11 protein-coding genes are annotated in these 15,965 nt (G+C 37.8%); all 11 read left to right on the top strand.

What is annotated here, in order from left to right; genetic code table 11:
• A complete protein-coding gene (locus ND2E_RS10905; protein WP_033093874.1) occupies window positions 1-477 on the top strand; it encodes a GAF domain-containing protein in 477 nt (158 codons plus the stop codon).
• Between the two features lie 42 nt (window positions 478-519).
• Window positions 520-807, top strand: a complete 288-nt coding sequence (locus ND2E_RS10910) for a hypothetical protein (RefSeq protein WP_033093873.1) — start codon at window positions 520-522, stop codon at window positions 805-807.
• A 109-nt stretch (window positions 808-916) separates the two neighbouring features.
• Window positions 917-1,579 carry an RNA chaperone ProQ gene (gene proQ / locus ND2E_RS10915; RefSeq protein ID WP_033093872.1) on the top strand — a complete coding sequence of 221 codons (663 nt, stop codon included), beginning with the start codon at window positions 917-919 and terminating at the stop codon, window positions 1,577-1,579.
• Between the two features lie 86 nt (window positions 1,580-1,665).
• Window positions 1,666-3,717 carry a carboxy terminal-processing peptidase gene (prc, locus tag ND2E_RS10920; RefSeq protein WP_033093871.1) on the top strand — a complete coding sequence of 684 codons (2,052 nt, stop codon included), beginning with the start codon at window positions 1,666-1,668 and terminating at the stop codon, window positions 3,715-3,717.
• Between the two features lie 175 nt (window positions 3,718-3,892).
• Window positions 3,893-5,374: a Na+/H+ antiporter NhaC gene (gene nhaC / locus ND2E_RS10925; protein ID WP_033093870.1), complete on the top strand. Its 1,482-nt coding sequence runs from the start codon at window positions 3,893-3,895 to the stop codon at window positions 5,372-5,374.
• A gap of 29 nt (window positions 5,375-5,403) precedes the next feature.
• Entirely contained in the window at window positions 5,404-8,022 is a 2,619-nt protein-coding gene (pepN, locus tag ND2E_RS10930) for an aminopeptidase N (protein WP_033093869.1), read from the top strand.
• A 185-nt stretch (window positions 8,023-8,207) separates the two neighbouring features.
• Window positions 8,208-8,450 (top strand): DUF2835 domain-containing protein, encoded by a 243-nt coding sequence (locus ND2E_RS10935; protein WP_223303606.1) that lies wholly within the window; start codon window positions 8,208-8,210, stop codon window positions 8,448-8,450.
• Between the two features lie 377 nt (window positions 8,451-8,827).
• Window positions 8,828-10,936, top strand: a complete 2,109-nt coding sequence (locus ND2E_RS10940) for a DUF1302 domain-containing protein (protein WP_033093868.1) — start codon at window positions 8,828-8,830, stop codon at window positions 10,934-10,936.
• Between the two features lie 27 nt (window positions 10,937-10,963).
• A complete protein-coding gene (locus tag ND2E_RS10945; protein WP_033093913.1) occupies window positions 10,964-12,325 on the top strand; it encodes a DUF1329 domain-containing protein in 1,362 nt (453 codons plus the stop codon).
• A gap of 121 nt (window positions 12,326-12,446) precedes the next feature.
• Entirely contained in the window at window positions 12,447-13,478 is a 1,032-nt protein-coding gene (locus ND2E_RS10950; protein WP_033093867.1) for a WD40/YVTN/BNR-like repeat-containing protein, read from the top strand.
• 62 nt (window positions 13,479-13,540) lie between these two features.
• Window positions 13,541-15,859: an efflux RND transporter permease subunit gene (locus ND2E_RS10955; RefSeq protein ID WP_033093866.1), complete on the top strand. Its 2,319-nt coding sequence runs from the start codon at window positions 13,541-13,543 to the stop codon at window positions 15,857-15,859.
• The last annotated feature ends 106 nt before the right edge of the window (window positions 15,860-15,965 follow it).

Raw genomic sequence — 15,965 nt, 5'->3', positions numbered from 1 at the left:
ATGAGTAATAAAGCTGAATTTTATCAAGAGCTATTAGGGCAAACTAAGGCGCTAATAAACAACGAATCTGATATTATTGCTAACATGGCAAATATTAGCGCTTTGCTTTTTGAGCGATTAACTGAAGTCAATTGGGTTGGTTTTTATCGTCTTATTGACAATGAATTGGTACTCGGTCCATTTCAAGGTAAAGTTGCGTGTATTCGAATTCCAGTTGGTACTGGTGTTTGTGGTACGTGTTCATCAACCGGAGAGGTTCAACGTATTTCAGATGTTCATCAGTTTGATGGTCATATCGCTTGTGATGCAAGCAGTAATGCGGAACTCGTTGTCCCGGTAAAAGTTGCTGGTAAAGTCATTGCTGTTTTAGATATTGATAGCACGGCATTTGATCGATTTGATTTACAAGACGAGCAAGGTGTTATGTTGATAGTTCAGGCTTTAGAGCAAAATATTGCTGATATGGTTAATGCATAAATTTCAGCAATAGTCTAAATTTAGAGAGATAGTGAAGGTTTAATGAAAGAGTTTGTGGTCATTCATGATTATCTGGTCACCCAAGAGATTGTCGGGGATTGGGATGGTCGGGAAGAAGAAGTTGCTGAGCGTATGAATGAAATTTATCATACCTTGTACGATTTAGCAGATGAAGACATCGATACGGAAGTTTTAGAACAGTTATTGGCTCTCATTTGGGATACCTGGATAGGCCAAGAAGCCATTGCTGAAATAGAAACAAATGATATTTATGATTGGTGTAAACATGTGCTTGATAATCCAGAGCAATATCTCCATCCTGAAGAATAAAGAAAGATAAACAGTGGCGCTATTTTCTTGCTAGAGTAACTCTTACAGAGTGATTCTTGTTCAAAAATAAGGTTAGCTTAATTTAATTTAAATGTAAAAAAGTGTAGTTATGGAAACTGAAATTAAACGTACAAGTACGAAAGATATCATTGCTTATTTAAGTGAAAAATTCCCTGAGTGTTTTTCAATTAAAGGTCCCGTTAAACCTCTTAAAATTGGTATATTCCAAGATCTAGCAGAACAACTTAATGATGATGAAACGGTCAGTAAAACTCGTTTACGTCAAGCATTAAGACATTATACTAGTAGTTGGCGTTACCTAAAAGTTATCAAAGTTGGCACTTTTCGTGTGGGCATTGATGGTAAAGATGTTGCTGAAATTGATGAAGATCAAGCTGCTTATGCCAGCAAAACGCTTAAAGAAAGCCAAGAAAAATTTGGTAACAAAAAAGCAACAGACAATGACACTAAAAAGCCTTATAAAGGTAAGCAGGGCTCAACAGAAGCAGCTAATAGCAAGCCAGCTGACAAAAAACGTGAATCAACTAAGTTTAAAACAGTTAAGTCAACAACGAAAAAAACTGTAAAAAAAGAAGTAGAGCCACTTAAATCTGTCGAATCAACTACAATTAGTGTAGGTAGTAAAGTTAGAGTACAGCTAGGCAACTCACCAATGAATGCCACCATTACTGAAATATCAGGTAAAGATATCAGTGTTCAGCTTGATTCTGGCATGGTGATCAAGACTCAACTTCAAAATATCTACTTATAAGAAGTTAAAAGTCGCCATCAGTAGAGTAGGCGGCTAGGCCCAGCATAAATGCTAGGGTATATAGAAATAGAATAGGAAGTTAATGCATGCAAAAATTTTGTCGTATCGCTCTCGCCGTATCTTTATCGTTTGGTTTATCTGTTAGCGCTATTGCGTTTGAAAAACCGAATACTCCAGAAGAACTCCCTGTGCTCATGCCTGAAACTCAGCATGCAACAGCTAGCAAGCGTATTACGGCACGATTTACACGTGCACATTATAAAAAAGTCACTATTGATGATGCTTTGTCAGGTGAGATTTTTGATCGCTTTATTAAACAGCTTGATTATGCAAGAAATATTTTCTTAGCAACTGATATTGATGATTTTCAAAAGTACCGCCTTGAATTTGATTCTGTATTGACTCGTGGTAAGTTAGATACTGCTTACGATATTTATAATTTGAATATGCAAAGACGTTTAGAACGTTATGAATATGCTGTCAATTTATTGAGTTCTAAAGGTGATAAAAATCCTTTCGATTTTACCAAAGAAGAAATTTATTCGTTTGATCGGGAAGAAGCCCCTTGGCCTGCCAGTGAAGCTGAGTTAAATGAATTATGGCGTTTGAAGGTTAAGTCAGATGTGTTAAATCTGACGTTAACTAAGAAAAAATGGCCAAAGATTAAAGAAGTCTTAACTAAACGCTATGAATATGCGATAAAACGGTTGAAACAGAGTGAAAGTGAAGATGCATTCCAACTTGTAATGAATAGCTTTGCACGTGTTGTTGAACCACATACTTCGTATTTATCCCCTCGTAATGCAGAACGATTCCAAGTTGATATGAATTTATCACTTGAAGGTATTGGCGCAGAGTTACGCTCAATTGAAGATTATACTGTAATTCACCGTGTTGTTACGGGTGGCCCAGCAGATAAATCCAAGCAATTAAAATCAAAAGATAAAATCGTTGGTGTTGCTCAAGGTGATAAAGACTTTGAGGATGTGATTGGTTGGCGCTTAGATGACGTGGTCGAATTAATTAAAGGTGCGAAAGGTACAACTGTTCGTCTGCAGATTTTATCGGGTGATAGTGATGATGAAGCTAATATCAAAGTAGTTTCTATTGTCCGAGATATTATTAAGTTAGAAGATAGAGCCGCTAAGTCAGAGGTTTATCTTGAAAACCCAGATGTAGCAGATAGCAAAAAATTAGGTGTTATTACGATACCCAGTTTTTATAATAATCTTTCAAAAGATGTAAAAAAAGAAATAGCTAAACTTAAAGAGCAAAAAGTAGAAGGCATCATAGTTGATCTTCGTGGTAACGGTGGTGGTTCGTTGAGTGAAGCAACGTTATTAACTGGTTTGTTTATAGATAAGGGGCCAGTTGTTCAAATCAGAGATGGCGCTAATCGTATCCAAGTAAACAGTGATCGCGATGGTGTGAGTTTTTTTGACGGCCCGTTAACTGTAATGGTTGACCGTTACAGTGCTTCTGCTTCTGAAATATTTTCTGCTGCCATCCAAGATTATGGACGTGGTGTTATTGTTGGTGAACATACGTTTGGTAAAGGCACTGTACAACAACATCGCGGTTTGGGTCGGGTATATGACTTATATGAAAAACCACTGGGTAGTATTCAATATACTATTGCTAAGTTTTACCGGATAAATGGTGGTAGTACTCAGCATCGTGGAGTTTTACCTGATATAGCTTTTCCTACTGCAATTAACCCTGAAGATTGGGGGGAGAGTAAAGAAGAAAACGCCTTACCTTGGGATCAAATTCAGCAAGCAAGATATACACCGTTGAATGAACTTAATACAGATATTGAATACTTAAGTTCACTTTATCAACAGCGTATCAAAGACAATCCAGAATTTAATTATTTACTAGAAGATATAAGTATTTATCAAGCAGAGAAAGATGATAAAACGATTTCTTTAAATCTTGCGACTCGACAATCAGAACGTAAAGAGCGTAAAACGAAACGTTTAGTACGTGTAAATGAACAACTTACTCTTTTAGGTAAAGATAAAGTGACTGATTTAGATGACCTGTCTGATGAACTTGATGATTTAGACCCATTTTTGGATGAAGCAGCACGAATCACATTTGATTTTGTTTCGCTAGGCAAAATCGCCAAAAAATAATGCATAAATGCAAGCTAAAGCCGCCCATCGAGGCGGCTTTGTTTGTTAATTTATTCAACCATTTGTATTGAAAGTATTCAATTTCCTTGAAGCCTGCAGTTTGATTGGGAATTGGGTTAAACGCAATAAAATAGCCTACCGTTAAATAACTACAATAAAAAAAGGTTTACATTTCATGTCTGAGTTAAATCAAACCAAAAAGGCTACTATGTTAGATGCCTTGATTCCTGTTTTTACCCTGATAACTTTACTTACCTTAGCAGTCAATTACTTTGGAGATAACTCATCATATGGGCCGAATCAAATAGCATTATTAGTTTCGATGGGGGTCGCTATAGCGATAGGGATTAAAAATGGCTATAAGTGGCATGATATCGAAAAAGCTATAATCAATGGTATTTCTCTATCTTTAGGTGCTGTGCTCATTTTATTAGCCGTAGGTTCACTTATTGGTACCTGGTTACTATCAGGCACTGTCCCGACCATGATTTACTATGGCTTGATGGTATTAGACCCTTCATGGTTTTATGCTGCAGCTTGTGTGATGTGTGCCATTGTGTCCATGAGTATTGGCAGTTCATGGACAACAGCCGCTACGATTGGTGTTGCTTTAATAGGTATAGCGCAAGGGTTAGGTTTATCGCCTGCTATTACTGCAGGTGCTGTGATCTCAGGGGCATATTTCGGTGATAAAATATCTCCTTTATCAGAGACAACCAACTTAGCTCCCGCTATTGCAGGCAGCGAGCTGTTTAGTCACATACGTTATATGTTTTGGACAACTATGCCTTCGATTTCAACAGCATTAGTCCTTTTTCTCATTTTAGGTTTTACTGAAACAACGGGAAGTAATGATCAGTCAATTGAACTATTAAGTAAGCAACTTAGCGAACAATTTAATTTATCTTTACTCAATCTGGTACCTTTGTTTGTCTTGTTGGCCTTAGCAATTAAAAAAGTACCTGCTTTTCCCGCGGTTGCTATTGGTGCATTAATTGGTGGTTTATGGGCTGTATTTTTTCAACAAGAGCTCATCTTACGTTTAGCCAATGGGGAGACTGATTCATTAACTGCAAATATTATGGTGGTATGGACGACATTTTTTGATGGCGTTAGCATTGAAACGGGTAATAATGAATTAAATAAATTACTCAGCGGTGGCGGCATGTCGAGTATGCTAAATACGGTTTGGTTGATCATGTGTGCGTTGAGTTTTGGTGCGGTATTAGAGCACTTAGGCATGTTGAAAAAGTTTGTTGAAACTATTTTAGCGTCGGCTAAAACAACAGGAAGCTTGATCGCAAGCACAGTAGCTACATGTATTGGTACCAATATTTTAACTGCGGACCAATATATGGCGATAGTTATGCCAGGTCGAATGTATAAAGAAGAATATGAGCGAAGAGGTCTAGACCCTTTGGTATTAAGTCGTACGTTAGAAGATGCAGCTACTATTACTTCACCTTTAATTCCTTGGAATACTTGTGCTGTTTATATGTCAGGTGTGCTATTAGTGAATCCACTTGATTATATGTTTTATTGTTTCTTTAACTGGATAAATCCAATTCTTGCTGTTATTTATGGCTTTATTGGTTTTAATATTAAAAAGCTGACGTCTAAGAAGACTAAAGTAACAATTCAAGAAGCTACGGTTTAATTTTTTATTTCCCAAAGTAAGGCTCTATTATGTCAACTATTTCATCAGACACTGCACCACGTTTTTTAGCAGACTACCGCCCAGCTGATTATACAATTAACACAGTTGATTTAACTCTTAATTTAGATGATACCTGTAGTCAGGTTATTAGTGAGTTGACTATAGAGAGAGCAGGGGAGAGCCAGCAAGCTTTGCAACTAAATGGTGAACATTTAACGCTTGTATCTTTGGTACTTGATAATCAAGCATTAAGTAAAGAGCAATACCAATTAACGGATACCTTGTTAATTATTCCCGCAAGTACCTTACCTAAAAGGGATAAGTTCACTCTTATTATAACGACGGAAATTAATCCTCAAGAAAATACCGCGTTAGAAGGATTATTCAAGTCAGGAGATGCTTTTTGTACACAATGTGAGGCAGAAGGGTTTCGCCGAATTAGTTATTACTTAGACCGACCTGATGTGATGGCAACATTTACCACTAAGGTTATTGCCGATAAAACGCTTTACCCTTATTTATTATCTAATGGTAATAAAATAGAAAGTGGTGAAATAGCAGATAACAAACACTTTGTTACTTGGCACGACCCTTTTCCAAAACCTTGTTATCTTTTTGCTCTTGTGGCAGGTGACTTTGATCTTCTTGAAGATCAATTCAAGACAGCATCTGGACGAGAAGTCTCTCTTGAAATATTTGTTGATAAAGGCAACTTAGTCAAAGCCGAACATGCTATGGCGTCATTAAAAAAATCAATGACGTGGGATGAGGAGACTTTTGGTCTTGAGTATGACTTAGATATTTACATGATTGTTGCTGTGGACTTTTTTAATATGGGGGCAATGGAGAATAAAGGTTTAAATGTTTTTAATTCTAAATATGTATTAGCAGACAGTCATTGTGCAACAGATAGTGATTATTTTAACATTGAAGCGGTCATCGCTCATGAGTATTTTCATAATTGGACAGGAAATCGAGTCACTTGTAGAGACTGGTTTCAACTTAGCTTAAAGGAAGGCCTTACGGTGTTCCGTGATCAGCAATTTAGTGCGCAAATGCATTCAAGTGCAGTAACCCGTATTCAAAATGTGCGTTTATTACGTTCACAGCAATTCGCGGAAGACGCAGGTCCTATGGCTCATCCGATAAGGCCTGAAAAAGTACTTGAAATGAATAATTTTTATACCTTAACAGTCTATGAAAAAGGTTCTGAAGTTATTCGTATGTTGCATACATTAATTGGTGTAGATAAATTCAGACAAGGTATGGATTTGTATTTTTCCCGTTTCGATGGCATGGCGGTGACGTGTGATGACTTTATCAATGCGATGAGTGATGCGAGTGGTAAGGATTTGTCGCAGTTTAAATTGTGGTATAGCCAGTCAGGTACTCCTGTCATAAAAGCACAAGAAAAATTTGATCCGAAAACTAATGTATATACATTAACTTTAATGCAGCAATCCCCTGTAACAAAAAATCAGCAAAATCCACAAGCGTTACATATCCCAATTAAAATAGAGTTAATCTCTGAAGATAATGTTGAGGCATCTCAAAATCAATTATTAGAATTAACCCAAACAGAACAGAGTTGGCAATTCAGTGGTTTCAGCTCTAAACCAATTCTAGCGATGCTTGCTGATTTCAGCGCGCCTGTTAAGTTGATGTTTGAGCAAGATAATACCAGTCTATTTACCATAATGAAGCAAGCAGATAATCGTTTTTGTCGTTGGGATGCAGGTCAAAAACTATTAATGTCATACATTCATCAATTAACTTTTGATATCAATTACACTATCCCTGAAGAGTTAACCAATGCAATTAATGAAATGTTGCATAGTGGCGGTGATCGCGCCTTTCTTGCTGAGCAATTATCATTACCTAGCTTTGATGAAGCCGCGAGTTTAATTGTTGATATAGACCCTATAGCATTGACAGATGCAATCGCTGTGCTGTCAGCTTTTATTGCACGAGGAACTCAACAGCAGTTACTAGCAAGCTATAAAGCTTGTCAGCAGGAAAGTTCAAAAGAAAATGCTGTCGCGAATAGGGCATTAAAAAATGTTTGTTTGAGCTATTTAAGCCAGTTACCAGAATATCAGTACTTGGTTACACAACAATATCAGCAAGCTACGAATAATGATGACATCTTACAAGAGAATATGACTGATAGCCTGGCGGCTTTAACTTGTAGTTCAAAGCATAATCTAGATGACTTGTCAGAACAGTTATTGCATTTTGAGAATAAATGGCAACAAACAACTCTGGTTATGGACAAATGGTTTGCCTTAAGTGCAAGTGTCGTTAGTGAAGATGTTTTCACTCAACTTGAAAAACTGTTAGAACATCCTCAATTTAGTTTGAAAAACCCAAATAGAGCTCGATCTTTAATTGGTGCTTTTGCGATGAACAACCCTAAATATTTTCATTGCAAGACAGGAAGAGGTTATCAATTTTTAGCGGAGCAAATCGCTAAATTAAATGAGATTAACCCTCAAGTTGCTTCGAGACTCATTACACCGCTTATTCAATTTAAAAGCTATGCTCCAGTACATCAAAAGTTAATGAAAGCAGAACTTATTAAGTTGCAGGGATTAACTAACCTGTCTAATGACTTAAAAGAGAAACTTGATGCTGCACTCCTAGACTAACTTAACTCATTAGAGTCCAGGAATAGGTCTATTCTTTTTAAGTAACGTGTTTGTTTACTGGATAAACACGTTACTGTCATCTACTCAAGGTACTTAAGCAAGCTGAACTTCATGGACAAGATGAATGATGTTAGCTTAAGTGAATAATTGAAATATACTTGTGAGTCACTGAATTTAAGGCATATATGTTGCCTGATCACGGATATAAAGAAATGAAATATTACTTTTCTATCAAGATAACCACCAATGAATTCCTTCCTTATTACCAAGGTACAATTCAGAATGTTGTGGTCACAACCACCAAAGGTGTTAAAGTCCAATTTCCCGCTATGCACTTAAGAAAATACCTTACTGTTAATGGCATTCAAGGTGATTTTTGTTTACAAACTCACCAAAATAAATTTTTATCCTTATCTAAAATGAATTAATTTCGATTGAGTAAGGTTAAATAGAGTAATCACTTGAAACAGTGGTCGGACCATTACTCTTCTGCATTTACTACTCGACAATAAACAAATAATCGTTATTTTATGAGCTTATAAAACAAACCTAGTTTAACTATTTATAATTTTCAAACAATCGTTTTAAACGGTGAATTCAAGCGCGTAATTGCTTGAGTGCAAGTCATTAAAATATAGCGCTTTAACTCGTATCTTTACGCTTGCTACCTAAGTGAAATGATGTAATTATTGCTGGTGTTAGATAAATAATAAAACAAGAACTAACTTTTGATTACACTAATGTATCTGAACTTTCGGTGATATTTTATCTTTTAGCATCATGTTCTGAACAGGGGAGAGAATAGATGAAAAACAAGCCTCAACATGGCTTTGCCAAAAAACCTTTAGCTGTAGGTATTGCTGCTGCACTTTCAATGTCGTTATTAACTTCAGTGGTTAATACTGCTCAAGCAGCAAGATGGGAGCTCGGCGATGTAGAGATCAGTTTTGATTCTACTTTCAGTGTCGGCTCAAGCTGGCGAACAGAAGATAGAAACTGGAATGACAATATAGGCAAGTCTAATAATGCGAATAGCGGTTTAGATTTTAGTAATTATAAAGTATTTGCACCGAATCCTATCAAAGAAGATGTTTGGAAGGGGCCCGGTGGATATTCTACTAATGGCGATAACGGCAACCTAAATTACAATGCAGGCGAAAGTTTTTCGAAGATTATTAAAGGCGTTCACGAATTAGACATCCACTATCAAAATGTAGGTGTCTTTGTTCGTGGTATGTATTTTTATGATTATGCCATGATGGATGACGATCGAGCATCTTCTAATGCATTAACCGGTAATGTATTTGATCCTTGCCGAGATAGCGAAGCACGAGAACAAGTGTGTAAAGATGTTCGCCTTCTTGATGCCTACGTTTATGGTGACTTCGATATTGGTGAAATGCCTTTCTCTGTACGTCTTGGTGACCAGGTGATTAGTTGGGGTGAAAGTACGTTAATTTCTCACGGTATTAGTGAGATAAACCCGGTTGATATTGCTCGTTTACGTGCGCCCGGCGCTGAAGTAAAAGAAGCATTTATTCCTTTTGGTGCCTTGTGGGCATCTTTAGGTGTGACAGATAACTTTAACATTGAGATGTTTTACCAATACTCTTGGGAAAAGACAGTCTTACCACCACCGGGAAGTTATTTTTCTACCAATGATTTTGCCGGTGACGGTGGACAGTACAATAATGTTCAACTTGGTTTCGGTGGCAACCCTGATATGAATTTGGATTACCTAATGGCTGGTCTTAATGAAATTGGTGATGTGGTTCGAGCTGCGTTAGCAACAGGTGACCCTGAAACCATTGCTAAGGCTCAAGCTCAAGCTGGCGGGATGTACTCTGCTTATGCTGGCAACCTTACTTTGAGGGCTCCCGGTTCTAAAGCTGAAAATGAACCTGATGATGGTGGTCAATATGGTTTACGGTTATCTTGGTTCTTACCTGAATTAAACGATACTGAAATTAGTTTATATCATGTTAATTACCATAGTCGTCGCCCGATATTTTCAGGTGTGACTGCCGATTACAGTACCGCATCAATAGGCGGTGATCTAGGCTACATAACAGCAAATCAAATTAACGAAGATAACTATACTGATTTAAATAGTTTTTCTCGTGTTGAGTTAGATTATGTCGAAGACATTAAAATGTACGCTATGAGCTTTAACACAACATTGGGTACTACGGCCTTTGCGGGTGAAGTCAGCTACCGTCAAGATGAGCCACTGCAAATTGATGATGTTGAACTCTTATTTGCTGCTGTACCTCAACAACTTGCCAATACGGGTAACCCTGCTTATGCTGCTTTAGACGGTTTATCTCAGATGGTTCAAGCTGATGGCACGCCATATCAACCAGGTCAAACGGCAAATGGCTATATATTATCTGATACCGTACAAGCACAGATGACATTAACACATTTATTTGGCCCCACTTTCGGTGCTAGTCAATTAGTAGGTCTCATTGAAGTTGGTGGTATCAATATTAATGATATGCCTGAGCAGAGTGAACTACGTTTAAATGGTCCTGGTACTGCACGTAGTGGCGGTGTTAGTAATGGCGCAGATGGCTTAAACAAACTTTTACAAGATGGTGTAGAGACTAATCCATTCCCAACGGAATTCGCTTGGGGTTACCGTGCCATTGCTAAGTTTGAATATACCAACGTTTTTGCCGGTGTAAATATTGCACCGCGCGTAGTATTTTCTCATGATGTTAAAGGCATTACACCTGACCCATTATTTATGTTCATTGAGGACAGAAAGTCAATGTCGCTAGGATTAACCTTTGATTACCAAAGTCGTTGGTCAGCAGATGTTAACTATAACAGCTTCTTCGGTGGTGTTGGCACTACAAACAAGATGGAAGATCATGATTATGTTTCTTTCAGCGTCAAATATTCAATCTAATTTAAGGCAGAAATCATGAGAAATAACATGAATAGAGTCAAACTTTTATCATTGACCATCTCAATGGTCTTATCAGCCGGCGCTTTAGCAAAAATACCGGCCGAGCAGGCGGCAACATTATCATCAGAATTAACCCCATTAGGTGCAACACGAGCTGCCAATGAAGATGGTTCAATTCCTGAGTGGACAGGTGGAATTACTAAGCTTCCAGCAGGCTACACTGTAGGCGATCATCACGTTGATCCTTATCCAACAGACAAGATTCAATACACAATCACCGCGAGTAACCTTGCAGAGTACAAATCGTTGTTAACACCAGGTCAAATCAAATTATTTGAAACATATCCTGATACTTATAAGATGAATGTTTACCAAACTCGTCGTAGTGCTTCCTATCCCGACCATGTGTATAAAGCGGTTAAGGATAATGCTACTCGTTCAGAGTTAGTTGAAGGTGGTAATGGCATTAAGCAAGCAGCGGTTGGTATTCCTTTCCCTGTGCCGGCAACGGGTTTAGAAGCCATTTGGAACCATACTTTACGCTATCGTGGTGAAAGTGTGAGTCGTTCTGGTGGTCAAGCAGCACCTACCGCTTCTGGTAGTTATACCTATGTTGGTTTAAATGAAACATTATTATTACCTTATAATGTGAAGGGAGCTTCAGCAGAGGAATTAGAAAAAACCAATATTTTATTTAAGTTTAAACAAAAAGTTACTGAGCCTGCACGCCTAGCCGGTACAGCGTTATTGGTACATGAAACGATGGATCAAGTAAAAACTCCTCGTCAAGCATGGACTTATAATACAGGTCAACGTCGCGTTCGTCGTGCGCCTAATGTTGCCTATGATGCACCAGGTACAGCAGCTGATGGTTTAAGAACAACAGATGATTTTGATATGTATAACGGTGCACCAAACCGTTACAACTGGACATTAAAGGGTAAACAAGAGTTATTGATCCCTTATAATGACTATCGCCTGCATAGTGATAAAGTGAAGTATGCTGATATTCTACAGCCAGGACATATTAATCCAGATCTAGTTCGCTATGAAAAGCATCGTGTGTGGGTTGTTGAAGCGAATCTGAAAGAAAATACTCGTCATACGTATAAAAAGCGTGTGTTTTATATTGATGAAGATAGCTGGCAAGTAGCGGTAACTGATATTTATGATAACCGTGATGAGCTTTACCGCGTAGGCATTGCTCATGCAATTAACTATTATGAAGTACCGACACTTTGGTCTACATTAGATGTGTATCATGATATTCAATCACGTCGTTACTTAGCTATCGGCTTAGATAATGAAACAAAAATGTATGATTTCTCGAAAAAGCTTAATGAACGGGACTTTACCCCTGCAGCATTAAGACGTGAAGGTCGTAGATAATCACTAACTAAAAACAACGGCTGACATATGTCAGCCGTTTTTTTTACTGCTCACTTTAATCATCTCCGTAATTCAGTCATATATAATTATCATTAGAAAATCAAAAGAAAAGAGTGTTGTTATGCGTTTATCAGTTGCTTTTGCAGTTATTTATTTTATATCCCTTTCTCCTGTTTTTGCTGATACGACAGCGTCAACTATCGCTAAGCAAATCCCAGCGACAGAGTCACCATTAGCAAGTAAATCACTATTATTAGATATTTCACCTATTGGAAAAAATAAGCTAGTCGCGGTCGGCCAGCATGGACATATTTTAGTCTCCAGTGATGGTAACAAATGGCGCCAAGCAAATGTGCCTGTACAGGTAACCTTAACCAGTGTGTTTTTTTTAAATGAAGAACTCGGTTGGGCTGTTGGTCATGATTCAACGATTTTACACAGCCAGGACGGCGGGCTAAATTGGCAAGTTCAACAATATTTACCCTTATTAGAAAAACCACTTTTTGATGTGTATTTTAAGGACTCACAACAAGGGATCGCTGTTGGTGCTTATGGGCAGGTTTTTAGAACCCTTGATGGCGGGAATACGTGGAAAAGTGAGTTTCATCAAGAATTTTTATTAGCTGATGATGTTGAGTACCTTAATGAAGTCAAGGCTGAAGATGAAGCGGCTTATTTAGATGAAATTGCCTTCATTCTTCCGCATTTTAATGGCTTAGTTCAAGATGGCCATAGCTTATTTCTATTAGGAGAAACAGGTTTATTAGCTAAAAGTGATGATTTTGGCATAACTTGGCAACAATTTGATGCTTTTTATCAAGGTTCATTTTTTTCACTGGCTCGTACAAAAGCGGGTAATGTTTTAGTCGCAGGTCTTCGTGGTCATGTTTATCGTAGCGATAAGCGTTCTTCCCAATGGAATGAGATCTCCACTGATACCACGGCATTGTTAAATGATATTGTTTTTGCTAATGATCAGCGTATTTTTATTTTAGGAAACAATGGTATGTTGCTTGTTAGCACTGATGATGGCGAAAGCTTTAGTAAAAGGCCTCAACAAGATGGGAAAACATTGATTGCTGGTGTCTGGTTTAAAGGGAAGCTAATAGCAGTCTCTGATGTGGGTATTAAGGTCATTGATTTAGCACAATAGTCAATACAATGATGTAGAACGCACCAATATTATCAATTTATTAAAGTTCGGAACGTATTAATATGAAAATTTCTCTGGCTAACCGTATTGAAGTAGGCCTATTTCGCCATAAAATCCTGGTCCTAATGTTATTCATTATCACCAGTGCCTTTTTTCTTTTTCAAGCAACACAAATTAGACTCGACGCTTCGTTTACTAAAAATATACCGCTAAATCATAGCTACATGAAAACCTATTTGAAGCATAGGGCAAATTTTGGCGGTGCTAATAATATCCTTATTTCTGTCTGTGATAGCGATGGCGATATCTTTAATGCGGACTTCTTTAACGCATTGAAAGGTGTACATGACAAGTTATTTTTCATCCCTGGGGTAGATAGAATTCAAGTTAAATCTCTATTCTCGCCAAACACTCGTTTTGTTGAAGTTGTTGAGGATGGTTTTGCTGGTGGTCCAGTGATTCCTGCGGACTTTCAACCAACAGAAGCCGGCTTAGCCATTGTTAAAGGTAACATCGAAAAAGCAGGTATTGTTGGTAGTATTGTTGCAGATGATTACAGTTGTGCCATGGTCAAAGCTGCTTTACTAGAGTTTAATCCAGATACTGGAGAAAAATTAGATACCCTTGAGATAGCTGAAAAGTTAGAACAAGAAGTTCGCCAAGAGTATGAGCATAATAATATTAGTGTTCACATTATTGGTTTTGCTAAAATGGTTGGTGATGTTGCTGAAGGTGCTAAGGGAGTAGTATTATTTTTTGCCCTAGCAATCGCTATCACTGCCGTGATGGTATACATTTTTAGCCATTCAATTCGGTTAACAATCTTGCCTATTCTATGTTCGTTAGTTGCGGTGGTTTGGCAAATGGGCATGCTATCAAGTCTTGGCTTTGGTCTTGACCCTATGTCGATTTTGATCCCTTTTTTAGTCTTTGCCATTGGCGTTAGTCATGGTGTACAAATGATAAATTCGGTTGTTAAAAAAGTCGCTTCTGGTCTAACGCCTGCTTCAGCAGCCCAAGCAAGTTTTAGAGCACTCTTGATCCCAGGTGGTGTGGCATTACTTTCCGACACTGTTGGTTTTTTAACACTACTATCTATTGATATTGGCATCATTAAAGAGCTCGCTATTACCGCTTCAATCGGTGTGGCGATGATTATTTTAACTAACCTAGTTTTACTTCCTGTTTTACTTTCATTCACTAACATTAAAGTAAACGCTAAGGTTGGACAGCTCAGTGAACAAAGTGCTGTTTGGTCTTTTATGGCAGGTTTCGCTAGTAAAGGCCCTGCGAGAGTTATTCTACTTGTAACGGCAATTTTATTTGTTGTCGGCTTCTATAAAGGTCAAGGTTTGAAAATAGGTGAATTACATGCAGGCGCTCCAGCTTTACATGAATCATCGCGTTATAACCAAGATACCTTTTTAATTACAGATAGGTACGCGATCAGTGTTGATTATATGTCAGTCATTATTGAAACTAATGCGAATGCCTGTACTTATTACGATACCATGTCAACGATAGACCGCTTTCAATGGCAGATGGAAAATATTCCAGGTGTTCAATCTGCCGTGAGTTTGGCTTCTATATCCAAGATCGTTAATGCTGGATATAATGAAGGTAATCCTAAATGGCGTGTTATTCCTCGCAATCAACAAACATTAGTACAGTCAATTGCACGAGTACCATCGTCTAGCGGTCTTCTTAATAGTGACTGTAGTGTTATGCCAGTGATTTTATTCTTAGAAGATCACAAAGCAGATACCATTAATACTGTAATTGAAGCTGTTAAAGCGACTGCCAATGAATTAGGTAGTGAACAAGTCCAGTTCAAATTAGCCTCTGGTCCAGTTGGAGTGATGGCAGCGACAAATGAAGCGGTGGAAGAAGCACAACTACCAATGATGCTTTATGTATACGGTGCTGTGATTGCATTATGTTTAATTAGTTTTAGAAGTATCAGAGCAACCTTAGTCGTGGTTTTACCTTTATATGTCGTTTCAACACTCGCTCAGTGGTTAATGACCGCGCTTGATATAGGTTTAACAGTTTCGACTTTACCTGTCATTGCGCTAGGTGTAGGTATTGGTGTGGATTACGGTATTTATATACTGTCTACTATGAGTATTAAACTGAAAGAAGGTTTGAATGTTCATGATGCATATCTTGAGGCTTTAAAGGAGCGCGGTAGTGCAGTACTTATTACCGGCTTAACGTTAGCCATAGGTGTTTCTACTTGGTTCTTCTCAGACTTGAAGTTTCAAGTTGACATGGGAATATTGCTGACCTTTATGTTTCTGGTAAATATGTTAGCAGCCATTATTGTTTTACCTGCACTCTCTGCCTTTTTATGGCCAACGAAGGGACATGATAAAAAATAGACAAACAAAAGTCGTAACTTATTTAGCTCGACAATGTTAATAATAAATTTACGACGTTTGTTAAATACTCGAGTTTATTTCCGCTAGTTTAACTATTATTGAAAAA

This window comes from Colwellia psychrerythraea (genome assembly GCF_000764225.1).
GTDB lineage: Bacteria > Pseudomonadota > Gammaproteobacteria > Enterobacterales > Alteromonadaceae > Colwellia > Colwellia psychrerythraea_D.
Note: the sequence above shows the minus strand (reverse complement) of the source record. Positions and strands in the feature narration are given on the sequence as shown.

Coding starts and splice junctions, on each gene's coding strand:
- ND2E_RS10905 (WP_033093874.1), top strand. CDS start 1: ATGAGTAATAAAGCTGAATTTTATCAAGAGCTATTAGGGCAAACTAAG.
- ND2E_RS10910 (WP_033093873.1), top strand. CDS start 520: ATGAAAGAGTTTGTGGTCATTCATGATTATCTGGTCACCCAAGAGATT.
- proQ (WP_033093872.1), top strand. CDS start 917: ATGGAAACTGAAATTAAACGTACAAGTACGAAAGATATCATTGCTTAT.
- prc (WP_033093871.1), top strand. CDS start 1,666: ATGCAAAAATTTTGTCGTATCGCTCTCGCCGTATCTTTATCGTTTGGT.
- nhaC (WP_033093870.1), top strand. CDS start 3,893: ATGTCTGAGTTAAATCAAACCAAAAAGGCTACTATGTTAGATGCCTTG.
- pepN (WP_033093869.1), top strand. CDS start 5,404: ATGTCAACTATTTCATCAGACACTGCACCACGTTTTTTAGCAGACTAC.
- ND2E_RS10935 (WP_223303606.1), top strand. CDS start 8,208: ATGTTGCCTGATCACGGATATAAAGAAATGAAATATTACTTTTCTATC.
- ND2E_RS10940 (WP_033093868.1), top strand. CDS start 8,828: ATGAAAAACAAGCCTCAACATGGCTTTGCCAAAAAACCTTTAGCTGTA.
- ND2E_RS10945 (WP_033093913.1), top strand. CDS start 10,964: ATGAATAGAGTCAAACTTTTATCATTGACCATCTCAATGGTCTTATCA.
- ND2E_RS10950 (WP_033093867.1), top strand. CDS start 12,447: ATGCGTTTATCAGTTGCTTTTGCAGTTATTTATTTTATATCCCTTTCT.
- ND2E_RS10955 (WP_033093866.1), top strand. CDS start 13,541: ATGAAAATTTCTCTGGCTAACCGTATTGAAGTAGGCCTATTTCGCCAT.